Raw genomic sequence first — 22,245 nt, 5'->3', positions numbered from 1 at the left:
GACGAAGGACGGAGGTGCACGATGGGCTATCAGAACCTCGTCGTCACGTCGGTGCTGTTCTTCACGCTGCTGCTGACTACTCCGGCCGGACCGGCGGATCTCGCGCTGATCATCGTCGCTGCTCTGGCGGCGGCGGTGTTCTACGCGCATCGTGCCGGGGCGCTGAGCCTTCTGTACCGTCCGTCGAACGTCGGACCGAATGCGGAGGAGCGCCACCTTCGTGGCTCGTTCCGACGTCAACATCGCCCCGACGCACCCGGTCGCCCGCAGCCGCGAGCACCCGGTCTCCTGGTGGGAGCGCTGTAGTTCGACAGCTCTCTCACACCTCACGCGCCCCTGGTCCACGAGGTTCATCGGGAGAATCACTATGTTGTCCATCGACAACGCCACCCGCCGTGTCGGTTCGACGGCTGCATTCGACGTAATTTCCAGGCGTGCGGTGTCGCCGTGGCGAGCCGCAGTGGTCACCCTTGTCGGGGTGGCGGCAGTCCTGCTGGTCGTCTTCGCCGTCGTCGATGCCCAGCCCGCGGCCCAGATAGCGATGTTCGGTGCGTTGGTGGCTGCGGCACTGCTGGTGACGGGTGCATCGGCCGACGTCCTCGTCGTGGTGCCGCCCGCGTCCACAACCGCCGGATCCGACGGCGGCAGACTCCGCGGGGCCTACCGCAGACAAGAGCAACCCGACACGCCAGGCCGCCCTATGCCGAGAGCACCCGGATCGGTTCACGGACCGGATCGGTGGCTCCAGTTCCGCTGAGCCACTGCGAGATCCGGTCGAGACGTCATCCGACCGATTTCTCTCTCAGTGAGGCACTCCATCATGCTCGATTTCGTCTATTACCCCGTCTCCGCGGTGCTGTGGTTCTGGCACCGGGTGTTCGGTTTCGTGCTCGGCCCCGACAACGGCGTCGCCTGGGCCTTGGCCGTCGTATTTTTGGTCTTCACGCTACGAACGCTGTTGATCAAACCGTTCGTCGGTCAGATTCGTTCACAGCTCGCCATGAAGAAACTCCAACCCAGGCTCGAGGAGGTACGGAAGAAGTACTCCGGTGACCGGGCTCGACAGGCCACGGAAATCCGCACAGTGCAAAAGGAACACGGGGTGAACCCACTGATGGGTTGCCTCCCGCTGCTCGCGCAAGCACCGGTGTTCATCGGTCTGCTGCACGTGTTGCGCTCGTTCAACCGGACGGGAACCGGGTTCGGGCATCTCGGTATGTCGGCGCAGGAGAATGCGAGTACAGCCAACTACGTGTTCGGTGCGGGCGATGTGCAGTCGTTTCTCGACGCGCGGCTGTTCGGCGCACCGATCTCCGCTGCCGTCAGTAGCTCTCGAGATGTTCTCGAAGCGTTCGGTCCGTTCGGTGGGGTGCCGTCGGTGTGGAGCATCGCGGTCGTCGCGGTGCCGTTGATGATCGTTGCCGCGGTGGCTACCCACCTGAACTCCCGGGCATCGATCGCGCGTCAGGATGCGGCCGCCGCGGCGAACCCGCAGACCGCGATCATGAACAAACTCGCGCTGTGGGTCTTCCCGGCCGGGGTGCTGATCGGTGGCCCGGTGCTGCCCGTTGCGGTGCTGCTCTATTGGGTGAGCAACAACATCTGGACCTACGCCCAGCAGCACATCGTCTACCGACGGATCGACCGGGAGCCGGTCGCGGTGCCGTCGATGACTTCGGCGGTGACGGCTCCGAAGCCAAGAGCCAAACCGAAGAGAAGGTGAGCCTGCGGAGGCCACCTGCCGGTTGTCGGTGGCCTCCGCTACGGTCGTCGGCGTGCCGATCACTATTTCCACTGTCAACGTCAACGGGATCCGCGCGGCTGTTCGCAAGGGCATGCTTCCGTGGCTCGAGGCCACCGATGCCGACGTCATCTGTCTTCAGGAGACACGCGCCAACGACGGCGAGCTGACCACAGCACTGGCCCCGGCCCTCGATGCGGGATGGCATCTGGCGTCGGCGGAACCGTCGGCAAAGGGACGCAACGGTGTAGCCCTGCTGTCGAGGGCCGCGCCGGAGGCGATCAGAACCGGCATCGGCGTCGCTGAATTCGCCGACGCGGGTCGCTACATCGAAGGAGACTACGGTGACGTCACCGTGGCGAGCCTGTACCTGCCGTCGGGCGAGGTGGGGACCGACCGACAGGACGAGAAGGAACGCTTCATGGCTGCGTTCGCGAAGTATCTCGCCAAGACCGCCAAGGCAACGACGTCCGCCGAGCGCGACGTCGTGGTCTGCGGCGACTGGAACATCGCCCATACCGAAGCAGATCTGAAGTCGTGGAAGACCAACCGCAAGAAGTCGGGTTTCCTGCCCGAAGAACGTGAGTGGGTATCGCGATTGCTCGCCGAGAAGTCACCGTGGACCGACGTCGTGCGTGAGCTGCACCCCGGCGTCGAGGGGCCGTACAGCTGGTGGTCCTACCGCGGTAAGGCGTTCGACAACGACGCCGGGTGGCGCATCGACTACCAACTCGCCACCGGTGATCTGGCCGAGCGTGCGAAAGAAGCTGTCACCGAAAGAGCGGAGGCGTACGACCAGCGGTGGTCCGATCACGCGCCGGTGACGGTGCGCTACCGCTAGGAGCGGAGCCTGCGGAGTGACCGGGGTGTTAGGAGTGGAGCCTGCGGAGTGACCGGGGTGTTAGGAGCGGAGTCTGCGGAGTGACCGGGTGGTGGGAGCGGAGCCTGCGGAGTGACCGGTGTGGTGAGGAGCGGAGCCTGCGGAGCGACTGGTGTGGCAAGGCAATCGGTACGGGTCGGGGACGGCGTGAAAAGATTGCCGCATGTCTTCTCCTGACTCGATCGACACGTCGCAGGGTCCGCGTCGTCGGGTGCTCTCGGGCATCCAACCGACGGCGGATTCGTTCCATCTCGGTAACTACCTGGGTGCTGTGCGGAACTGGGTGGAGTTGCAGGAGGAGTTCGATGCGTTCTACTTCGTTCCCGATCTCCATGCGATCACGGTTCCGCAGGACCCGAAGGAATTGCGTCGGCGCACCCGGATAGCGGCCGCACAACTGTTGGCGGTGGGTATCGATCCCGAGAAGTCGACGTTGTTCGTGCAGAGCCAGGTTCCCGAGCATGCGCAGTTGGCGTGGGTTCTCAACTGCATCACCGGGTTCGGCGAAGCCGGCCGGATGACGCAGTTCAAGGACAAGTCCGCCAAGCAGGGTCGCGATCACACCAGCGTCGGGTTGTTCACCTATCCCATTCTGCAGGCCGCGGACATCCTGCTGTACCGGCCGAATCTCGTTCCGGTGGGCGAGGATCAGCGTCAGCATCTGGAGTTGACTCGCGATCTGGCGCAGAGGTTCAACTCGCGGTTCAAGAAGACCTTCGTGGTTCCCGATGCACACATCATCAAGGGCACGGCCAAGATCTTCGACCTGCAGGATCCGACGGCGAAGATGAGCAAGTCGTCGTCGAATCCGGCGGGCATCGTCAACATCCTGGACGATCCGAAGGTGTCCGCGAAGAAGATTCGTTCGGCAGTGACGGACAACGAACGCGATATCGTCTTCGATCCGGAGAACAAGGCAGGCGTCAGCAATCTTCTGGTGATTCAGTCCGCTTTGTCCGGGAAGAGCATCGATGATCTGGTCGCCGGTTACGCAGGCAAGGGCTACGGCGATCTCAAGTCCGACACTGCCGACGTGCTGACCGAGTTCGTGGTTCCGCTGCGCGAACGAATGGACGGATTCATGTCCGACGTAGCCGAATTGGATCGCCTCCTCGCTGCCGGTGCGGATCGAGCCAGGGAGGTCGCGAGCAGAACGCTGGCTCAGGTGTACGACAGGGTGGGGTTCCTTCCTCCCGGCGCATAGACCTGTCAGTACACGATATTCGCGCTACACGACATTTCGAGGACACGGCCCGAACAGCCGCCGACGACAGCGAAAAGGTGAGTGCCATGCCCGATTTCAAGGCCATGCTCGACGATCGGCGTGCTCGGTGGCCGTGGCTGGATCACACTGTTGTTGCCGCGCAGCGGTATCAGGGGCAGAAGGGCGATTACTACGCCGCTGGAATGACGTATTTCAGTGTGCTGGCGTTGTTTCCGCTGCTGATGGTTGCATTCGCCGTTGCCGGGTTCGTACTGGTGAATCAGCCCGAATGGCTTGCCGAGATTCAGTCGCAGATCGCCGAGAACGTCCCCGGTAGCTTCGGTGAGACGATCAGCTCGCTGATCGATACCGCGATCGAGTCCCGTACCGGTGTCGGTGTCATCGGCCTGCTCGGCGCGCTGTACGCGGGGCTCGGTTGGGTGGCCAATCTGCGTGAGGCCCTGACCGCGATGTGGGAGAGCCAGCACGAGTCGGGTGGATTCCTTGCGACCAAGGCCAAGGACCTCGCGGCTCTGCTCGGCCTGGGAGCAGCTCTGGTGCTTTCTCTCGGGCTGTCCGCGTTGGCCGGGGGCGGCGTCATGCGTGGCATTCTGGAATGGTTGAACCTCGATTCCGTTCCCGGCGTCGGAGTGGCGCTGCGGGTCTTCTCGATACTGCTCGCGCTTGCCGGAACGTGGGCGCTGTTCACCTGGGTGATCTCACGTCTGCCCCGCGAACCGGTGTCGTGGCGCAGTGCGGCCAAAGGTGCACTGTTGGCCGCAGTCGGTTTCGAGATCTTCAAGCAACTCGGCGCGATCTACCTCGCGTCCGTCACGAGCGGGCCCGCCGGAGTCGTGTTCGGTCCCATCATCGGTCTGTTGGTGTTCGTGTTCACGACGTCGCGGTTGGTGCTGTTCTCGACTGCGTTCGCAGCCACCACTCGGGAGAGCCTTGCTGACGCCCATGTGCCGGCGCCGGACCCCGCGGTGATCAACACCCGGGTCGAGGTGAGCGACGGCCCGGGTGTCAAGGGTGGTCTGGCCTTGGTGGGCGCGGGCGCTCTGGCCGCTCTGGGTATCGCTGGACTTCGCAATCGGCGACGCTGATCCGAGGCAACCTACCTGCGAATGTGAGAGGCGGCGGGGGAGTTCAGGGGCGGCGAGACAGTGTGCGTGCGCCCCACAGCAAACCGGCCACGACCAGTGCACCGATGACCCCGATCGCGATGCGCACGACCGTGTCGCCCTGCGCCTGCAGATCGGATTGTCGGGTACCCGATTCGGCACTCGACGCCGACGCAGGGGGTTGAGCAAGGGTTGGCACCGCGCTGGTGGCACGTGTACTCGTCACCGGCGACGTGGAATCCGGTTCGACCAGATCGCCGACGCTGCTGCTCGTATCCAGGGCGAACCCGTAGTCGAGCAGCCGAGCCGCCTGTTCCCACGGCCGGATCGGTAGTACGTCACCCTTCATGAGCGTCACGACCAGACGGCGACCGTTGCGTTCGGCACCCGCCACGAAGGTCTGCCGGGCATCGTCGGTGTAGCCGGTCTTGCCGCCGAGAGCGCCCGGATAGTTGTAGAGCAGCTGGTTGTCGTTGGACAGCGTGAAACCGGGGCGGTCTTGGTCGTCGGGGATCGTGGGATCCTTCGGATAGCCGGGAAACTGCACGTTCTCGGTCGAAATCAGTTGCGCGAAGGTCGAATTGCGCATGGCCTCCCGGTAGAACAGTGCCAGGTCGTAGGCCGAGCTCGCCATGCCGGGCCCGTCCAGGCCGGAGGGGGTCGCGGTCCGTGTGTCGAGCGCGCCCAACTCTGCTGCCTTGGCATTCATCTTCTCGACGGTCGCGGCGTCACCTCCCAGCTGAGCCGACAAGGCATGCGCGGCATCGTTTCCCGACGCCATGACCAGGCCCTGCAACAGTTGCAGATTGGTGTAGACACCGTTCTTCCCGATGCCGACGGCGCTGCCTTCTGCGTCGGCGTCCTCGGCCGTCGCGGTGATCTGTTTGCCGAGGTCCAGCTCGTCCAGAGCGACGAGGGCGAGCAGTATTTTGATCGTGCTCGCCGGTCGGTGCCGACCGTGTGGATCCTTGGCGGCTACCACCGATCCGGAATCGAGGTCTGCCACCACGAACCCGGTTGCCGAGATGTCCGCGGGCAGTGGGGGCGCGCCGTCCGGCACGATCGCGCCGCACTCGGCCAGTCGGGATCCGCCCACCGGGTCCGCCGGGATCGGAACCGGTTGTGGCGCAGTGCTACCCGGAGCCGGAACATCCGAGGAATCGATCGCCGGGGGCGGCGAGGCCGCGAACGGGCACGCGTCGGTGTTCGGCGTCGTGAACGGTGGCGTCGTCGATACGACGGGTGGCTCGACTGCCGGCTGCGCCGATGCCGGGCCGCCGCCGACGCCGGCGAGAGCGAGAGCTGTCGCCCACACGGCTACGAACTTTCGAGTCCTTTTCATCGCGAATTACCATAGGCGCTGCAGAGGTCACCGAGGCCGCGACCCACCGGGGAGCGGGCCGGTTCGAAGGCCCTGCCAAACTACGTCCATCGTCTGTGATCGGCATTACGTTGTACAGACAGTGATCCGCCGAGCTGTACTACCGACAGCTCGGTCGCCCGAGAGGAACCCGGATGACATTTCGACAGGCGGCCCGTACCGGCTCGCTCCGCTCGGTTCGACGCCGCGCCGGTGGGGCGGGTGTCGCACTCGGGTTGGTGATGGTGCTGACGCTGACGGCCTGTTCGAGCACCGGTGGGGCTCCACGATCTACCGACAACGGCAGCAATGCGGGAGTGGCGAACACGCCTGCGGCGACGGTAGCGATGATCACGCACGAGGTACCGGGCGACACGTTCTGGGATCTCATCCGAAAGGGAGCCGAGGCCGCAGCCGCCAAGGACAACATCGAGCTCCGCTACTCGGCCGATCCGGAGGCACCCAATCAAGCCAATCTCGTTCAGAGCGCGATCGACTCGAAGGTGGACGGCATCGCTCTGACACTGGCCAAGCCCGAGGCCATGGCTCCGGCTGTCGAGGCGGCAACCGCAGCGGGCATCCCGGTCGTCGCCTTCAATTCCGGCTACGACGCATGGAGCGCAATGGGGGTGCAGCAGTACTTCGGTCAGGACGAAACCATCGCGGGTAGGGCTGCCGGGGCGCGGCTCACCGACGACGGTGCGCGAAAGACCTTGTGCATCATCCAGGAGCAGGGTGCGGTAGCGCTCGAAGCACGCTGCGCAGGAGTTCGACAGGGCTTCACCGGGGGCAGCACCGAAATTCTGAACGTCAACAGCAAGGACATGCCGTCGGTCGAGGCGACGATCACCGCGAAGCTCCAGCAGGACCCGAGCATCGATCACGTGGTAGCGCTCGCGGCCCCAATCGCACTGACCGCGGTGCAATCGAAGACCAATGCCGGTAGCGACGCCACCGTCGTCACGTTCGACACCAACGCGGCTCTCGTCGACGCGATCGAGTCCGGTGACGTCGCCTGGGCCATCGATCAGCAGCCCTATCTGCAGGGTTATCTCGCCATCGACTCCCTGTGGCTCTACCTCAACAACGGCAACACCATCGGCGGCGGCACCCCGGTGCTCACCGGCCCGGCCTTCGTCGACTCGACCAACATCGAGGCCATCGCCGAGTACGCCCGCAACGGAACTCGCTGAGCGTCGTCCGGACGCGGAAGGAACATCATGCCAACACAGGCCGACCCGGCTTCGGGAACGCACGCCGTGATCCTGGACGAGCGGGTGAAGAAGCAGAAACCGTTGCAGCGCTTGCTGATTCGCCCAGAGATGGGTGCCCTGTTCGGTGCGATCGCCATCTTCGTCTTCTTCTGCATCGTCGCGCCGCCGTTTCGGTCTCCCGAAGCGCTGGCGACCGTGCTGTACGCGTCGTCGACGATCGGAATCATGGCGATCGGTGTCGCGCTGCTGATGATCGGCGGCGAGTTCGACCTGTCCACCGGGGTCGCGGTCACGTTCTCCTCGATCATGGCCTCGATGCTCGCCTACAACCTGCATCTCAACGTGTGGACCGGAGCTGTGCTGGCGCTGGGCCTGGCATCGGCGGTCGGCTTCGTCAACGGGTATCTGGTGACGAAGACGAGAATTCCGTCGTTCCTGATCACGCTGGCATCGTTCCTGATGCTCACCGGCATCAATCTGGCCGTCACCAAACTCGTCACCGGACAGGTTGCGACCCCGTCGATCTCGGACATGCAGGGCTTCGACTCGGCGAAGGCCGTGTTCTCTTCGTCGTTCTCGCTGTTCGGGGTCTCCATCCGTATCACCGTCGTGTGGTGGGTCGTGTTCACACTCGTGGCCACGTGGGTGCTCATGAGAACTCGCATCGGTAACTGGATCTTCGCCGTCGGCGGCGATCAGGAATCGGCCAGGGCCGTCGGTGTTCCGGTGACCAAGGTCAAGATCGGCCTGTTCGTGTTCGTAGGGTTCTGCGCGTGGTTCGTCGGGATGCACCTGCTGTTCGCGTTCGACACCGTGCAGTCCGGCCAAGGCGTCGGCAACGAATTCCTCTACATCATCGCGGCAGTCATCGGAGGGTGTCTGCTCACGGGTGGGTACGGCACCGCCGTCGGAGCCTTCATCGGTGCGTTCATCTTCGGAATGACCAACCAGGGCATCGTGTATGCCGGATGGAATCCCGACTGGTTCAAGTTCTTTCTCGGCGCGATGCTCCTCTTCGCCGTGATCGCCAACAACTCCTTCCGTAACTACGCGGCGAAAAGGTGAGCATGACTACCTCCTCGGACCAGCCCGTCCAGTCGCCGTCGGCGCCGCTCATCGAGCTGAAGAACGTCGGTAAGAACTACGGCAACATCGTTGCGCTGCACGGAATCGACCTACGCGTCGGTGCCGGTGAGGTCACCGGAGTTCTCGGTGACAACGGCGCAGGCAAGTCCACGTTGATCAAGATCATGGCGGGCCTGCACAAGCAGTCCGAGGGGGAGCTGTTCGTCGACGGCACACCGAGGACGTTCGACTCGCCGAGGGATGCTCTCGACCTGGGTATCGCGACGGTCTACCAGGATCTTGCCGTGGTCGCGCTGATGCCGGTGTGGCGCAACTTCTTTCTCGGCCAGGAGCTCACGAAGGGCAGATTCTTCAAGACTCTGGACACGAACGCCATGCGCGCGACGACCATCGAAGAGCTGCGCAAGATGGGCATCGATCTGCCCGACGTCGATGCCCCCATCGGGGCGCTGTCCGGCGGTCAGCGGCAATGCGTGGCAATTGCGCGCGCGATCTTCTTCGGAGCCCGTGTGCTGATTCTCGACGAGCCCACCGCGGCGCTGGGAGTCAAGCAATCCGGGATGGTGCTGCGCTACATCTCTGCCGCCAAGGAACAGGGACTGGGCGTCGTGTTCATCACCCACAATCCTCACCACGCGTACCTGGTGGGCGATCATTTCGTCCTGCTCGACCGCGGCCGCCAGAAATTGGATTGCACCTACGACGACATCTCGCTCGACGAGCTCACGACCGAAATGGCCGGGGGTCAAGAGCTCGCAACCCTTACCCACGAACTCGGTCGCTGAGACCCGCGATGGGTGAGACACGGGCACGGCGGGTAGAAGAGCAGTAGTGGTGCCCGAGGGCGGCACCGGACGAAGGAGTCGACCATGAGCAAGCACGAACCCCTCGGGCCACTGTCGCCGGATTTCCTCGAATCGGATTTCTATGGGTATCAGGGCTTGCTCGACGAAGCCGAGACCGACGTGGTCCTGCGTACCCGCCGGTTCCTCCAGGAGCAGGTTGCGCCGCGAGCCAACGAGTTCTGGGAGAAGGCCGTGTCACCGGTACACCTGATGCCGGCCATCGCCGAACTCGAAATCGCGGGTCTGGGATACACCTTTGACGACCGCAAGGCCTCCCGCAAACTACTCACCGGCTGGCTCGAAATGGAGTTCGCGCGGGTCGATCCGTCCACCGGAACGATGTTCAGCGTGCACAGTTCGCTGGCGATGAGCAGTATCTCGATTCTGGGGTCCGAAGAACAACGGCAGCGCTGGTTGCCCAGCATGCGGCGGATGGAGACGATCGGGGCGTTCGGACTCTCCGAACCGCACGGCGGATCGGACGTCGCCGGCGGGCTGGAGACCACGGCTCGCCTCGATGGAGACCATTGGATTCTCAACGGAAGCAAGCGATGGATCGGTAATGCGACCTTCGCGGACCTGACGATCGTCTTCGCCAAGGACGAGGCCGACGGCGAGGTCAAGGGCTTCGTGGTCGAGAAGGAATTCGAGGGGTTCCGGGCCGAGAAGATCGAAGGGAAGTACTCGCTTCGCGCCGTGGAGAACGCCGACGTTCATCTCGAGAACTGCCGCGTCCCGGTCGCCAACAAGCTGGCCGATGCCAACTCGTTCGCCGACACCGCCAAGGTGCTTCGGCTGACCCGCGGAGGAGTGGCGTTCCAAGCCGTCGGCGTCATGATGGGCGCGTACGAGCGAGCCGTCGCCTACGCGCGCGAACGGGAGCAGTTCGGGTCTCCGATCGCCTCGTTCCAGCTCATTGCCGATCTCATCGCGCGGATGACGGCGAACATCACCGCGTCTCTGGGGATGGCCGTTCGCGTCGCACAACTGCAGGGCAACGGAGTTCATCACGACGAGCATGCGGCGCTCGCGAAGACGTTCTGCACGACGCGTCTGCGCGAGGTGGTCGGATGGGCCCGAGAGATCATGGGCGGCAACGGAATTCTCATCGAGCACGAGGTCATCAGGTTCTTCTCCGATGCCGAGGCGTTGTACTCGTACGAGGGCACCGCTCAGATCAACAACCTCATCGTCGGCCGCGGCGTGACGGGTTACAGCGCGTTCGTGTGACGGACAGACGAAAGCGCCCCTTCGCGTGTGCGAAGGGGCGCTTTCGTCGTAGCCGTGGTGACTAGCGAGCGAACAGCAGTGCGCGCTTGACTTCCTGGATGGCCTTGGTCACCTGGATGCCACGAGGGCATGCGTCGGTGCAGTTGAACGTGGTGCGGCAGCGCCACACACCCTCGACGTCGTTGAGGATGTCCAGACGCTCGGTGGCACCCTCGTCACGGCTGTCGAAGATGAACCGGTGCGCGTTGACGATGGCCGCCGGACCGAAGTAGCTTCCGTCGCTCCAGAACACCGGGCACGAGGTGGTGCAGCACGCACACAGGATGCACTTGGTGGTGTCGTCGAAACGGGCGCGGTCCGCAGCCGACTGAATGCGCTCGCGGGTCGGCTCGTTGCCCGTCGTCATGAGGAACGGCTTCACGGCGCGGAACGCGTCGAAGAAGGGCTCCATGTTGACGATGAGATCCTTCTCCACCGGCAAGCCACGGATGGGCTCGATGGTGATGTTGAGGGTCTTCGACGAATCCTTCGGCAGCATGTCGCGCATCAGCACCTTGCAGGCGAGACGGTTGACGCCGTTGATGCGCATCGCGTCACTGCCACAGACGCCGTGGGCGCACGAGCGACGGAACGTCAGAGTTCCGTCGAGGTAGCCCTTGACGTAGTGCAGCAGGTTCAGCAGGCGGTCGGTGGGCAGCGTGGGGACCTGGAAGGTGTCCCAGTACTGGCCGTCGCCGCTCTCGGGGTTGAAACGAGCGATCTTGAGCGTGACCATGACCGCGCCGTCGGGCACGGGAGGCAGATCGTTCTGTTCGGACTTCTTGTCCAGTGTGGGTGCGCTCATGTCAGTACTTCCGCTCCATCGGCTCGTAGCGGGTCTGGATTACCGGCTTGTAGTCCAGGCGGATCTCGGTGAGCAAACCTTCGCCCTCCTTGTAGGCCATGGTGTGCTTCATGTACTCGGCGTCGTTGCGATCGGGGAAGTCCTCGCGAGCGTGTCCGCCGCGTGATTCCTTGCGATTGAGCGCTCCGACGACGGTCACCTCGGCCATCTCGAGCAGGAAGCCGAGTTCGATGGCCTCGAGCAGGTCGCTGTTGTAGCGCTTGCCCTTGTCCGCGACGGTGATGTGGTTGTAGCGCTCCTTGAGGGCGCGCACATCCTTCAGCGCCGTCTCGAGGCGTTCCTGCGTGCGGAAGACCGACGCGTTGTTGTCCATCGACTGCTGCATCTCGGAACGGATGTCGGCCACCCGCTCGTGACCGTGGTCGGACAGGATCAGCTCGAGCCAGTCCTGCACCATCTTCGCCGGCTCCTCGGGGAGCGGGGTGAAGTCCACCGAGTTGGCGTACTCGGCCGCGGCGATGCCCGCACGACGACCGAAGACGTTGATGTCGAGCAGCGAGTTGGTTCCCAGACGGTTCGCGCCGTGCACCGACACACAGGCACACTCACCTGCCGCGTACAGGCCGGGGACGATGTCCTCGTTGTTGCGCAGCACCTCACCACGAATCTTGGTGGGGATACCGCCCATGACGTAGTGACAGGTCGGGTAGACCGGCACCGGCTCCTTGACGGGGTCGACACCGAGGTAGGTGCGCGAGAACTCCATGATGTCGGGGAGCTTCTCGTCGAGAACTTCCTCGGGGATGTGGGTGACGTCGATGTAGACGTAGTCCTTGTTGGGACCACCGCCGCGTCCCTCGAGAACCTCGAGCACCATCGACCGCGCCACGATGTCGCGCGGAGCGAGGTCCTTGATGGTCGGGGCGTACCGCTCCATGAAGCGTTCACCCGACTCGTTGCGCAGAATGCCGCCTTCGCCGCGGACGGCCTCGGAGATGAGGATGCCCAGGCCTGCGAGGCCGGTCGGATGGAACTGGTGGAACTCCATGTCCTCCAAGGGAAGTCCCTTGCGGAACACGATGCTCATGCCGTCGCCGGTCAGAGTGTGCGCGTTGGAGGTCGTCTTGTAGATACGTCCCGAGCCGCCGGTCGCGAAGATGATCGACTTGGCGTGGAAGATGTGCAGTTCGCCGGTGGCGAGTTCGTAGGCGATGATGCCGGTGGCAACCGGCCCGTCGTCCGTCTCGGTCAGGCAGAGATCGAGCGCGTAGAACTCGTTGTAGAACTCGACGTCGTGCTTGACGCAGTTCTGGTAGAGCGTCTGCAGAATCATGTGACCGGTGCGGTCGGCTGCGTAGCACGCGCGACGAACGGGTGCCTTGCCGTGGTCACGGGTGTGGCCGCCGAAGCGTCGCTGGTCGATCTTTCCTTCGGGCGTCCGGTTGAACGGAAGACCCATCTTCTCGAGGTCGAGGACGGCGTCGATGGCCTCCTTGGCCATGATCTCCACCGCGTCCTGGTCGGCGAGGTAGTCGCCGCCCTTGACGGTGTCGAACGTGTGCCACTCCCAGTTGTCTTCCTCCACGTTGGCCAGGGCGGCACACATGCCGCCCTGAGCTGCTCCGGTGTGGGAGCGGGTGGGGTAGAGCTTGGTCAATACGGCTGTCCGAGCACGGGGTCCGGCTTCGATCGCAGCACGCATTCCGGCACCGCCTGCGCCGACGATCAGTACGTCGTAACGATGTTCCTGCATGTAAGCGTCAGTGTCCTTAGCTCGCCGAGATGTTGGGATCGAAGGTGAAGATGACGTAGGTGCCGACGCCCATGATGAGGATCATCGACAGCACCAGCAAGGTCGTCAGCCAGAATCGCGTCGAGTCCTTGCGGGAGTAGTCGGCGATGATGGTGCGCAGACCGTTGCCGCCGTGCAGCTGTGCCAGCCACAGCATCGTCAGATCCCAGAACTGCCAGAACGGGCTGGCCCAACGGCCGGCGACGAAGGCGAAGTTGATGCGGTGTACGCCGTCGTCGAGCATCAGCATGATGAACATGTGGCCCAGGACCAGCACGACGAGTGCCAGGCCGGAGAACCGCATGAACAGCCACGCGTAGAGCTCGAAGTTGCCCTTGCTCTGACGCCGCGGCGAACGCGGGTTGGCCAGGCTGGCCGGACGGTCGTAGTTCGTGCCGAGGACCTTCGCCTCGGGACCCTGCGTCGACATCAGTGACCACCCGCCGTGAACATGTTGTAGAAGATTCGTCCCGCGCCCGGGATCATGACGACGAGCCAGACGACTGCGATGACCCAGAGCATCAGCTTCTGGTACTGCGGTCCCTTGGCCCAGAAGTCGATCAGCATGACTCGGATGCCGTTCAACGCGTGGTACAGCACTGCCGCGACGAGGCCGAGTTCCATGAGTCCGACGAGCGGGGTCTTGTAGGTTTCGATGATGGCGTCGTACGTCTCGGGATTGACCCGAACCATCGCCGTGTCGAGAACGTGGACGAACAAGAAGAAGAACGTCAACACGCCTGTGATGCGGTGCAGAACCCAGGACCACATTCCCGGGTCCCCGCGGTACAGAGACCGCTTGCGCTCCTTGACCGGAGCGGCTTCCGTCGTGCTACTCATCGAGTGCAATGCCTCCAACGTCGTTGGTGGACGCGTCGAGCCCGGTGGCCGGGCTTAACCTGGCTCGATTTGTCGCGATTCGGCCCTAGTGCTGGTTGTACTAGCCGCTTGATAGAAACTGTAAACCCATTCGAAACACGGAACTAATTCGACTCGAGGTTCGTATGGTGCCGAAATCCCGTGTTAGGTTTGCCTTCCCAATTCAATCGGGCGGTTTCGGGTAGATCTCTGCATCAATTCAGACAGCGTGATTGGATGGGTGACCATGAACGAAATCGACTGGAATGCGTTGCGCGACAATGCCCATGGGGCCATGAGGCACGCATACGCCCCGTACTCCAATTTTCCGGTGGGCGCGGCAGCTCTGGTGGACGACAATCGCATTGTCACCGGGTGCAATGTGGAAAATGTCTCATACGGTTTGGGCCTGTGCGCCGAGTGCGGGTTGGTGTCGAACCTGCACTCGACCGGCGGGGGCAGGCTCGTTGCCTTTTCCTGTTGCGATTCCCGACGCGAGATCCTCATGCCGTGCGGGCGGTGCAGGCAGTTGCTGTACGAGTTCGGCGGCGCGGATCTGCTCGTCGATACCGCCACCGGGCCGCGGCGACTGGCAGAGTTGCTCCCGGACGCATTCGGCCCCGACAACCTCGACGAAGGACGCGTGAACAACCATGCCTGACGCCGTATCGATCATCAGCGCCAAACGCGACGGACGCGTTCTCGACGACGAGCAGATCGAGTGGGTGATCGCCGAGTTCACCCGCGGAAGCGTCGCGCCGGAACAGATGTCGGCGTTGGCGATGGCAATTCTGCTGCGCGGATTGTCGCGCCGGGAGTTGAGTACGTGGACGAACGCCATGATCGCGTCGGGCACGCGAATGGACTTCTCCGCGTTGCCGCTCCCTACCGTGGACAAGCACTCGACCGGTGGCGTCGGAGACAAGATCACGCTGCCGCTCGCACCCTTGGTCGCTGCGTGCGGAGCGGCGGTGCCGCAACTGTCGGGCCGCGGGCTGGGGCATACCGGGGGCACCTTGGACAAGCTCGAGTCCATCCCCGGATGGCGAGCTGATCTCAGCGGCGACGAGATGCACCGGATTCTTGCCGACCCCGCCGTGGGCGCGGTGGTCTGCGCGGCAGGCGCAGATCTGGCTCCGGCCGACAAGAAGCTCTACGCCCTGCGCGACGTCACCGGAACCGTCGAGTCGATTCCGTTGATCGCCAGTTCGATCATGAGCAAGAAGATCGCGGAGGGCACGGGCGCGTTGGTGCTCGACGTGAAGGTCGGGGCGGGCGCGTTCATGAAGAACGTCGACGATGCACGCGAACTGGCAACGGCGATGGTCGAACTCGGAACGGATGCGGGCGTACGGACCCTGGCGGTGCTGACGGCGATGGACACACCGCTCGGCCTCACCGCGGGCAACGCGCTCGAAGTGCAGGAGTCGGTGGAGGTTCTGGCCGGCGGCGGGCCGGCGGACATCGTGGAGCTGACGATCACGCTGGCACGCACCATGCTCGCCGCGGCCGGGATCGAGGGCATCGATCCGGCAGACAAGCTTGCCGACGGGTCCGCCATGGACCGGTGGCGCACGATGATCGCGGCGCAGGGCGGCGACCCCGACGCCGCTCTGCCCGTCGCCCGTGAGAGCCAGGAATTCACTGCGACGCAGGACGGTGTCGTCACCGGCTTGGACGCGATGGGCGTCGGCCTCGCGGCGTGGCGGCTCGGCGCGGGCCGGGAGCGGCAGGGCGAGCCGGTACAGAGCGCAGCCGGCGTGCGTCTGCATGCCAAGCCGGGCGATCGGGTTCGCGCCGGGGATCGGTTGGCCACTCTGTACACCGACACCCCGGAGAAGTTCGACTACGCACAGCAGGCCCTCGAGGGCAGCTGGGAGATCGGCACCACCGCCGCGCAGCCGACCCCCCTCGTCATCGACCGGATCGGGCAGTAACGCCGGCGGTCAGATCAGGTTGCCCGCCTCGGTCAGCACGCTGCGCAGGATCTGTTCCATCTCGTCGAACTCCTTCTGCCCGCAGATCAATGGCGGAGCCAGCTGTACCACCGGGTCGCCGCGGTCGTCGGCCCGGCAGTACAGCCCGGCGTCGAACAGGGCGGTGGACAGGAACCCGCGGAGGATGCGTTCTGCTTCGGCGTCGCTGAACGTTTCCTTCGTGGCCTTGTCCTTCACCAACTCGATGCCGTAGAAGTACCCCTCGCCGCGCACATCGCCGACGATGGGCAGATCGTGCAGTTTTTCGAGCGTCGCGCGGAACGCGGGTGCGTTGTCCGCAACGTGGGCGTTGAGCCCCTCGCGCTCGAAGATGTCGAGATTGGCCATGGCGACGGCTGCGGAGACGGGGTGTCCGCCGAAGGTGTAGCCGTGGGCGAAGCTCGACGTGCCGTCGTCGAACGGCTCGAAGAGCTTGTCGGAGGCGATCATCGCGCCGATGGGGGAGTAGCCCGAGGTCATTCCCTTGGCGCAGGTGATGATGTCGGGCACGTAGCCGAAGTCGTTGCAGGCGAACATCGATCCGATGCGCCCGAACGCGCAGATGACCTCGTCCGAGACCAACAGGACGTCGTAGCGATCGCAGATCTCGCGGACCCGCTCGAAGTATCCGGGTGGAGGAGGGAAGCAGCCACCCGCATTCTGGACCGGTTCGAGGAACACCGCGGCCACCGAGTCGGGGCCCTCGAATTCGATGGCCTCGGCGATGCGGTCGGCCGCCCAGATTCCGAACGCCTTGGGATCGGTGTCCATGGGGGCCGCAGCCCGATAGATATTGGTGTTCGGCACCCGAAATGCGCCCGGGGTCAACGGTTCGAACGGTTCCTTGAGTGCCGGGATACCGGTGATGGCCAGAGCGCCCTGCGGGGTGCCGTGGTACGCGATGGCACGCGAGATCACCTTGTGCTTACCTGGTTTGCCGACCTTCTTGAAATACTGCTTGGCCAGCTTCCATGCGCTCTCGACTGCTTCGCCACCGCCGGTGGTGAAGAAAACTCGATTGAGGTCCCCAGGGGCGTATCCGGCGAGCCGTTCGGCGAGTTCGATGGCAGGCTCGGTGGCATACGACCACAGTGGGAAGAACGCCAATTCCTTGGCCTGCTTCGCTGCGGCCTCGGCCAGTTCTTCGCGGCCGTGCCCCACCTGCACCACGAAGAGGCCCGACAGTCCGTCGATGTAGCTCTTGCCGTTCGAGTCCCAGATGGTCGAACCCTCACCGCGGGTGATGATCGGGGGAGTGACCCCGCCGCCGTGACGGGTGAAGTGGCCCCACAGATGCTTGGCCGCGGAGGCGTCGAGTTCGGATGTGGATCGCGTCATCGTGTTCCCCAATTGTATTGCTGCTTGACGAGTTTCAGATAGACCAGGGTTTCGGTACTGGTGACCGCGTCGAGGCTGCGGATCTGCTTGTTGAGAATCCGTAGTAGTTGTTCGTCGTCCTCGCACACCACTTCGACAACGATGTCGAAGGAGCCTGCCGTGAGGACCACGTAGTCGATCGCGTCGATCGCCGAGAGTTGCTCGGCCAGTGCATGACTGTCTCCGGTGCACTTGATGCCGATCATGGCCTGCCGCTTGAATCCGACCTGTACCGGATCGGTGACGGCGACGATCTGCATGACGCCGGAGTCCGTCAGGCGTTGAACACGTTGCCGCACGGCAGCTTCCGACAACCCGACTGCTTTGCCGATCGCGGCGTAGGAACGTCGCCCGTCCTCCTGAAGTTGTTCGATGATCGCCTTGGAGACGTCGTCGAGTGCGATGGGTGACTGATCCGGCATCGGTCGATCTTGTCACCGACACCGCCGCCGACACAAGCGATAGGCGATGAAATTCGCAATAAATATCTGTGTCGACGACAGAATCGGTTGGTGCGGGATCGGAAACCGGGAGAATCCGTGGATCGGTCGGTATCGTGCAGTCATGGCGAACATTCCTGGTTGTTGGATCGACGGACGCGCAGTGGACGGCAGCGGCGACCGCTGCGGCGTCGAGAACCCGGCGACCGGAACTGTGGTGTCCGAGTTCGGTCTCGCCACGGCAGCGGACGTCGAAGCGGCTCTCGTTCGAGCGCGCTCGGCGCTACCGCAGTGGGCCACCGCAACGCCGGCCCAGCGCGGCGCGGTGCTTGCCGACTTGGCGCGATCGGTGGCGGCCGACGCCGAATTCGCCACCGAAGAGGTGGCCCAGACCGGTAAAACCGTGCGTCTGGCAACGGAGTTCGACGTTCCGGGCAGTGTCGACAACATCGAGTTCTTCGCCGGAGCTGCCCGACATCTGGACGGCAAGGCAGCGGCCGAGTACTCGGGCGAACACACCTCGGCCATCCGACGCGACCCGGTCGGCGTGGTCGGATCGATCACGCCGTGGAACTATCCGCTGCAGATGGCCGTCTGGAAGGCGATCCCGGCGTTGGCGGCCGGGTGTTCCATCGTGCTCAAGCCCAGTGAACTCACGCCTCTGACCACGCTGCGTCTGGCGCGTCTCGCCTCGGAGGCCGGCCTGCCCGACGGGGTGTTCAACGTGGTCACCGGAACCGGAGCGGAGGCCGGAGTCGCGTTGTCCTCGCATGCGGGCCTGGACCTGATGACTTTCACCGGTTCCACTCCCGTCGGGAGGCAGGTGATGTCGCAGGCAGCCGTGCACGGCACCCGGGTGCAGCTCGAACTCGGCGGCAAAGCCCCCTTCGTGGTGTTCGACGATGCCGACCTCGAGGCTGCGATTCACGGTGCCGTCGCCGGTTCGTTGATCAACGGCGGACAAGACTGCACGGCAGCCACCCGCGCCATCGTCGCGGACTCGCTCTACGACGATTTCGTCGCCGGAGTAGCCGAGGTGATGGAACGCGTCGTCATGGGAGATCCGACGGATCCGGCGACCGACATGGGATCGCTGATCTCGATCGCGCATCGGGATCGGGTTGCGGCCATGGTGGATCGGGCTCGCGATATCGGAGCGAGGATCGTCACCGGAGGCCGTGTCCCGGACGGTAGGGGTGCTTTCTACCCGCCGACGTTGATCGCCGATGTGGGTGAGCAGGACGAGATCTACCGCGACGAGGTGTTCGGACCGGTGCTCACGGTGTCGCGGCACTACGGCGACGACGATGCGATTCGGCGGGCCAACGACACCGCGTTCGGACTGGCGGCCTCGGCGTGGACCCGCGACGTGTACCGCGCGGGCCGAGCGTCGCGGGAGATCGCGGCCGGTTGTGTGTGGATCAACGACCACATACCGATCATCAGCGAGATGCCGCACGGCGGTTTCGGAGCGTCGGGCTTCGGCAAGGACATGTCGAGCTACTCGCTCGACGAGTACCTCACCGTCAAACACGTGATGACCGACATCACCGGTGTGGCCCGAAAGTCCTGGCATCGCACCGTTTTCGCCAGCGCAGGACCCGAGGATCAGGAGCTACGACGATGAGCGCATCCTGGGCTACCGAACCCACCGATCGCGGCGTGGCGATGGTTCTCGGAGCAGCGCCGCAGCCCTTCTGGCTCGACCGACCGGAACGACCGACGCCCAGGCTGCGGCACTCCGGTTCGACGTCTGCGGATCTGGTGATCGTCGGCGGCGGGTTCACCGGATTGTGGGCGGCTCTGCACGCGGCAGAGGAGAACCCGCACCGATCGATTGTCTTGCTCGAAGGCGACCGCATTGCCGAGGGTGCCACCGGACGCAACGGCGGCTTCTGCGCGGCCAGCCTGACGCACGGACTGGGCAACGGACTCGACCGGTATGCCGACGAACTACCCGAGTTGCTGCGAATGGGAACCGAGACGCTCGACGCGATCTGCGCGACTGCGAAGAAGTACGGAATCGACGCCGACATCGAACGCACGGGCGAGCTCGACATCGCCAATTTCGACTGGCAGGTCGACGACCTCCGTGAGCTCGGCGACGAGGGGAGACGACTGTCGCAACCGATGGAATACCTCGACGCCGCTGCAGTGAGAGCCAAAATCACCTCACCGATGGCGCGCGGTGCCCTGTTCGACCCCGACGTCGCGATGATCGATCCTGCCAAATTGGCCTGGGGCCTGGCCGACGCGGCGGAGTCGCTCGGCGTACGCATCCACGAGAACACTCGTGCCTTGTCGATCGACAAGTCCGGCAACGGTATTCGGGTGAAGACGGGCTACGGCACCATCGAGGCAGCCAAGGTTCTGCTGGCCACCTCGGCATCGAAATCGTTGCGCCGCAAGCTCCGTCACTGGATAGTCCCGGTGTGGGACTACGTGATCACGACCGAACCACTGACGCCGGCGCAGCTCGCCGCAATCGGCTGGTCCGGCCGCGAGGGATTGGCCGACTCCGGCAATCGATTCCACTATTTCCGGTTGACGGCGGACGATCGCATCCTGTTCGGTGGGTGGGACGCGCACTACTTCTACGGTAGCGACACCGACCCACGCCGAACCCAACATCCAGACGAGTTCGCGTTGCTCGCCGAACATCTGCTGCAGATGTTCCCAGCCCTCGAGGGAATCCGTGCCACCCACGCGTGGGGCGGATCGATCGACACGTGCTCGCGGTTCAGTGCCTTCTGGGATCTGGGTATGAACGGGCGAGTGGCGTCGGTGGCCGGGTTCACCGGCCTCGGCGTCGGCGCGTCGCACTTCGGGGCCCGCACGGCACTGGATCTGCTCGACGGACGCGATACCGAACGAACGCGCCTGAAAATGGTGCGTACCAAGCCGTTGCCGTTTCCACCCGAGCCCCTCAAGTCGATCGGGATCAACATCACTCGTGCGCAATTCGCTCGTGCAGACCGCAACGAGGGACGGCGGGGATTGTGGCTGAAGGGAATGGACGCGTTGGGTCTGGGCTTCGACAGCTGACCGAGCGGCTGCGCCGCACGTGCGTGGAAACTCGGGCTCTGCTACGTGTGCTGTCTTGATACATGTGGGACACGGGTGTCTCGATACATGTGAGACACGATTCTAGGCTGCGGGGCGGTGGAGTTGTCCTTGGTAGCGCTTGTCGGTGTTCAGGTGCAAGTGGCCGAGGACTTCTCCGCTGGCCGTGTAGGTGGTGATGTGGTTGCCGTCGCGCAGGACGGTCACGCGAGTGTGTGCGTGGGGCCGTCCGACCGAGATCGTGTGGTCGCCGACGGAGATCACGCCGGAGCCGGAGACGGAGTGGGTGCCGACTGTGGCGTCGACCTGGGCGGGTAGGTGCTGCGGGCCGCCCAGGGTTGTTGCGCGGTTCCATGCCTGCTGCGGGGGCATGTTCACGGCACTGTGGCGGCGGTCGGTGTTGTAGAACGTCTGGTAGCGGTTGCACGACGTCTGCAACTCGGCGGTGGTGGCGGGCCGGGTGGGTTGGTCGGTGAGCCACTGTTTGAAGGTGCGGTGGTGGCGTTCGACTTTGCCGTTGGTCTGCGGGTGGTACGGGCTCGAGTGAATGAGCCGGGCACCGGACCCGGTGACGAACGCGCCGAACTTCGAGCGGCCCTTCGACGCGGTCGCGCAGAATGCCATTCCGTTGTCGGACAACACGATTGCCGGTACTCCGTAGTCGGTGAACGCTCTGCCGATGGCGGTGATGGCACCGGCGGTGGTCTCGGCGTGGCAGACGTACGTCGCGACGAGGGTGCGGGTGCAGTCGTCGAGAACCTCGAAGACGGTGGCTTTCCCGCCGCCGGAGAGTACGACTTCGGTGGCGTCGATCTGATAGCAGTCACGGGGTCGGGCGTATTGGAACCGGCGGTAGGACGATTTGGGTCGCTTCTTGGGTTCCGGGGTCACCAGGCCGTGGCGGGTGAGGATGTTGTTGATGGTCGATCGGGCCGGGACCTTCCAGCCTTTGCCGGCCCAATCATGTTCGGCGGCAATCTTGGTCAGCTCGTAGCGGATGTTGTCGGCACCGTTGTCGCGGCCCAATTCGCCGCGGAGCGCGATGATGCGGGCTTCGATGGTGTCGGGGGTGCGTGTCGGGCTCGAGCGGGGCCGGCGGGAGTCGAGTTCCCACCGGCCCCGTTCTCGGATCCGGGCGGCGTGACGGTTGGCGGTACTGCGGGAGAGCCCGTGATCGGCGCAGAAGCCTGACAGGCCTCGTTCGTCGAAGA

The 22,245-nt window shown here is 64.3% G+C and carries 22 protein-coding genes; 14 read left to right on the top strand and 8 right to left on the bottom strand.

The annotated features are described in order from the left end of the window. Nucleotides 1-21 precede the first annotated feature (21 nt). From VF34_RS20045 to yhjD, 6 genes are all read left to right on the top strand, one after another. Nucleotides 22-306 (top strand): DUF6412 domain-containing protein, encoded by a 285-nt coding sequence (locus VF34_RS20045; protein ID WP_032366681.1) that lies wholly within the window; start codon nt 22-24, stop codon nt 304-306. 61 nt (nt 307-367) lie between these two features. Next, nucleotides 368-757, top strand: coding sequence for a DUF6412 domain-containing protein (locus VF34_RS20040; RefSeq protein WP_052061440.1), 390 nt, complete (start codon nt 368-370; stop codon nt 755-757). A gap of 63 nt (nt 758-820) precedes the next feature. Next, nucleotides 821-1,723, top strand: a complete 903-nt coding sequence (yidC, locus tag VF34_RS20035) for a membrane protein insertase YidC (protein WP_052061439.1) — start codon at nt 821-823, stop codon at nt 1,721-1,723. 52 nt (nt 1,724-1,775) lie between these two features. After that, on the top strand, nt 1,776-2,582 hold the full coding sequence (locus VF34_RS20030; RefSeq protein ID WP_082079239.1) for an exodeoxyribonuclease III: 807 nt from the start codon (nt 1,776-1,778) through the stop codon (nt 2,580-2,582). A 202-nt stretch (nt 2,583-2,784) separates the two neighbouring features. Continuing rightward, the gene (gene trpS, locus VF34_RS20025) at nt 2,785-3,825 is read left to right on the top strand and encodes a tryptophan--tRNA ligase (protein WP_032400118.1); all 1,041 of its coding nucleotides are present in this window, start codon (nt 2,785-2,787) and stop codon (nt 3,823-3,825) included. Nucleotides 3,826-3,911: 86 nt separating this feature from the next. Next, a complete protein-coding gene (gene yhjD, locus VF34_RS20020) occupies nt 3,912-4,931 on the top strand; it encodes an inner membrane protein YhjD (protein WP_027496411.1) in 1,020 nt (339 codons plus the stop codon). 43 nt (nt 4,932-4,974) lie between these two features. Here yhjD and VF34_RS20015 read toward each other — a convergent pair whose 3' ends face one another. Further along, nucleotides 4,975-6,291 carry a D-alanyl-D-alanine carboxypeptidase family protein gene (locus VF34_RS20015; protein WP_032374652.1) on the bottom strand — a complete coding sequence of 439 codons (1,317 nt, stop codon included), beginning with the start codon at nt 6,289-6,291 and terminating at the stop codon, nt 4,975-4,977. 260 nt (nt 6,292-6,551) lie between these two features. Here VF34_RS20015 and VF34_RS20010 point away from each other — a divergent pair, with 260 nt between their 5' ends. The 4 genes from VF34_RS20010 (at nt 6,552) to VF34_RS19995 (ending at nt 10,684) form a co-directional block, all read left to right on the top strand. Continuing rightward, complete coding sequence (locus tag VF34_RS20010) at nt 6,552-7,502, top strand: substrate-binding domain-containing protein (RefSeq protein ID WP_032374683.1); 951 nt, start codon at nt 6,552-6,554, stop codon at nt 7,500-7,502. A gap of 27 nt (nt 7,503-7,529) precedes the next feature. Further along, entirely contained in the window at nt 7,530-8,588 is a 1,059-nt protein-coding gene (locus VF34_RS20005) for an ABC transporter permease (protein WP_032366677.1), read from the top strand. A gap of 2 nt (nt 8,589-8,590) precedes the next feature. Continuing rightward, the gene (locus tag VF34_RS20000; RefSeq protein WP_032371015.1) at nt 8,591-9,394 is read left to right on the top strand and encodes an ATP-binding cassette domain-containing protein; all 804 of its coding nucleotides are present in this window, start codon (nt 8,591-8,593) and stop codon (nt 9,392-9,394) included. Nucleotides 9,395-9,478: 84 nt separating this feature from the next. Beyond that, nucleotides 9,479-10,684, top strand: a complete 1,206-nt coding sequence (locus VF34_RS19995) for an acyl-CoA dehydrogenase family protein (protein ID WP_045841985.1) — start codon at nt 9,479-9,481, stop codon at nt 10,682-10,684. A gap of 61 nt (nt 10,685-10,745) precedes the next feature. Here VF34_RS19995 and VF34_RS19990 read toward each other — a convergent pair whose 3' ends face one another. Genes VF34_RS19990 through sdhC form a run of 4 tightly spaced genes read right to left on the bottom strand, consistent with a single transcriptional unit; the run spans nt 10,746 to nt 14,091 of the window. Next, nucleotides 10,746-11,528: a succinate dehydrogenase iron-sulfur subunit gene (locus tag VF34_RS19990; protein ID WP_027496417.1), complete on the bottom strand. Its 783-nt coding sequence runs from the start codon at nt 11,526-11,528 to the stop codon at nt 10,746-10,748. 1 nt (nt 11,529) lies between these two features. Beyond that, complete coding sequence (gene sdhA, locus VF34_RS19985) at nt 11,530-13,281, bottom strand: succinate dehydrogenase flavoprotein subunit (protein WP_027496418.1); 1,752 nt, start codon at nt 13,279-13,281, stop codon at nt 11,530-11,532. 16 nt (nt 13,282-13,297) lie between these two features. After that, on the bottom strand, nt 13,298-13,750 hold the full coding sequence (locus tag VF34_RS19980) for a succinate dehydrogenase hydrophobic membrane anchor subunit (protein ID WP_027496419.1): 453 nt from the start codon (nt 13,748-13,750) through the stop codon (nt 13,298-13,300). After that, the gene (gene sdhC / locus VF34_RS19975) at nt 13,750-14,091 is read right to left on the bottom strand and encodes a succinate dehydrogenase, cytochrome b556 subunit (RefSeq protein ID WP_027496420.1); all 342 of its coding nucleotides are present in this window, start codon (nt 14,089-14,091) and stop codon (nt 13,750-13,752) included. Before sdhC ends, VF34_RS19980 begins: the two co-directional genes overlap by 1 nt. A gap of 334 nt (nt 14,092-14,425) precedes the next feature. Here sdhC and VF34_RS19970 point away from each other — a divergent pair, with 334 nt between their 5' ends. Continuing rightward, nucleotides 14,426-14,839 (top strand): cytidine deaminase, encoded by a 414-nt coding sequence (locus VF34_RS19970; RefSeq protein WP_027496421.1) that lies wholly within the window; start codon nt 14,426-14,428, stop codon nt 14,837-14,839. Further along, nucleotides 14,832-16,115: a thymidine phosphorylase gene (locus VF34_RS19965; protein ID WP_032408072.1), complete on the top strand. Its 1,284-nt coding sequence runs from the start codon at nt 14,832-14,834 to the stop codon at nt 16,113-16,115. The genes VF34_RS19970 and VF34_RS19965 overlap by 8 nt, the downstream gene beginning before the upstream one ends. 9 nt (nt 16,116-16,124) lie before the next feature. Here the strand turns inward: VF34_RS19965 and VF34_RS19960 are convergent, their stop codons facing one another. Beyond that, complete coding sequence (locus VF34_RS19960) at nt 16,125-17,492, bottom strand: aspartate aminotransferase family protein (protein WP_032371013.1); 1,368 nt, start codon at nt 17,490-17,492, stop codon at nt 16,125-16,127. Then, nucleotides 17,489-17,953 (bottom strand): Lrp/AsnC family transcriptional regulator, encoded by a 465-nt coding sequence (locus VF34_RS19955; RefSeq protein ID WP_027496424.1) that lies wholly within the window; start codon nt 17,951-17,953, stop codon nt 17,489-17,491. Before VF34_RS19955 ends, VF34_RS19960 begins: the two co-directional genes overlap by 4 nt. Nucleotides 17,954-18,095: 142 nt before the next feature. Here VF34_RS19955 and VF34_RS19950 point away from each other — a divergent pair, with 142 nt between their 5' ends. Both VF34_RS19950 and VF34_RS19945 read left to right on the top strand, forming a co-directional pair. Next, nucleotides 18,096-19,598 (top strand): gamma-aminobutyraldehyde dehydrogenase, encoded by a 1,503-nt coding sequence (locus VF34_RS19950; protein WP_032400169.1) that lies wholly within the window; start codon nt 18,096-18,098, stop codon nt 19,596-19,598. Then, complete coding sequence (locus VF34_RS19945) at nt 19,595-21,016, top strand: NAD(P)/FAD-dependent oxidoreductase (RefSeq protein ID WP_045841984.1); 1,422 nt, start codon at nt 19,595-19,597, stop codon at nt 21,014-21,016. Before VF34_RS19950 ends, VF34_RS19945 begins: the two co-directional genes overlap by 4 nt. 102 nt (nt 21,017-21,118) lie before the next feature. Here VF34_RS19945 and VF34_RS19940 read toward each other — a convergent pair. After that, a partial coding sequence (locus VF34_RS19940; RefSeq protein WP_045841983.1) for an IS481 family transposase occupies nt 21,119-22,245 on the bottom strand: 1,127 nt, incomplete at its 5' end.

The organism is Rhodococcus sp. PML026, from assembly GCF_000963615.1.
Taxonomy (GTDB): domain Bacteria; phylum Actinomycetota; class Actinomycetes; order Mycobacteriales; family Mycobacteriaceae; genus Rhodococcoides; species Rhodococcoides fascians.
The sequence above is the reverse complement of the archived record's forward strand: the minus strand, read 5'-3'. Positions and strand labels throughout refer to the sequence as shown.

Excerpts from the sequence above, each read along its gene's own strand:
- VF34_RS19980 (WP_027496419.1), bottom strand. The coding sequence starts at position 13,750 with ATGTCGACGCAGGGTCCCGAGGCGAAGGTCCTCGGCACGAACTACGAC.
- VF34_RS19970 (WP_027496421.1), top strand. The coding sequence starts at position 14,426 with ATGAACGAAATCGACTGGAATGCGTTGCGCGACAATGCCCATGGGGCC.
- VF34_RS20015 (WP_032374652.1), bottom strand. The coding sequence starts at position 6,291 with ATGAAAAGGACTCGAAAGTTCGTAGCCGTGTGGGCGACAGCTCTCGCT.
- VF34_RS20045 (WP_032366681.1), top strand. The coding sequence starts at position 22 with ATGGGCTATCAGAACCTCGTCGTCACGTCGGTGCTGTTCTTCACGCTG.
- VF34_RS20040 (WP_052061440.1), top strand. The coding sequence starts at position 368 with ATGTTGTCCATCGACAACGCCACCCGCCGTGTCGGTTCGACGGCTGCA.
- VF34_RS20000 (WP_032371015.1), top strand. The coding sequence starts at position 8,591 with ATGACTACCTCCTCGGACCAGCCCGTCCAGTCGCCGTCGGCGCCGCTC.
- VF34_RS19955 (WP_027496424.1), bottom strand. The coding sequence starts at position 17,953 with ATGCCGGATCAGTCACCCATCGCACTCGACGACGTCTCCAAGGCGATC.
- VF34_RS19960 (WP_032371013.1), bottom strand. The coding sequence starts at position 17,492 with ATGACGCGATCCACATCCGAACTCGACGCCTCCGCGGCCAAGCATCTG.
- VF34_RS20005 (WP_032366677.1), top strand. The coding sequence starts at position 7,530 with ATGCCAACACAGGCCGACCCGGCTTCGGGAACGCACGCCGTGATCCTG.
- sdhA (WP_027496418.1), bottom strand. The coding sequence starts at position 13,281 with ATGCAGGAACATCGTTACGACGTACTGATCGTCGGCGCAGGCGGTGCC.
- VF34_RS19965 (WP_032408072.1), top strand. The coding sequence starts at position 14,832 with ATGCCTGACGCCGTATCGATCATCAGCGCCAAACGCGACGGACGCGTT.
- VF34_RS19945 (WP_045841984.1), top strand. The coding sequence starts at position 19,595 with ATGAGCGCATCCTGGGCTACCGAACCCACCGATCGCGGCGTGGCGATG.
- trpS (WP_032400118.1), top strand. The coding sequence starts at position 2,785 with ATGTCTTCTCCTGACTCGATCGACACGTCGCAGGGTCCGCGTCGTCGG.
- VF34_RS19990 (WP_027496417.1), bottom strand. The coding sequence starts at position 11,528 with ATGAGCGCACCCACACTGGACAAGAAGTCCGAACAGAACGATCTGCCT.
- sdhC (WP_027496420.1), bottom strand. The coding sequence starts at position 14,091 with ATGTGGTCCTGGGTTCTGCACCGCATCACAGGCGTGTTGACGTTCTTC.
- yidC (WP_052061439.1), top strand. The coding sequence starts at position 821 with ATGCTCGATTTCGTCTATTACCCCGTCTCCGCGGTGCTGTGGTTCTGG.
- yhjD (WP_027496411.1), top strand. The coding sequence starts at position 3,912 with ATGCCCGATTTCAAGGCCATGCTCGACGATCGGCGTGCTCGGTGGCCG.
- VF34_RS19950 (WP_032400169.1), top strand. The coding sequence starts at position 18,096 with ATGGCGAACATTCCTGGTTGTTGGATCGACGGACGCGCAGTGGACGGC.
- VF34_RS20010 (WP_032374683.1), top strand. The coding sequence starts at position 6,552 with ATGGTGCTGACGCTGACGGCCTGTTCGAGCACCGGTGGGGCTCCACGA.
- VF34_RS19995 (WP_045841985.1), top strand. The coding sequence starts at position 9,479 with ATGAGCAAGCACGAACCCCTCGGGCCACTGTCGCCGGATTTCCTCGAA.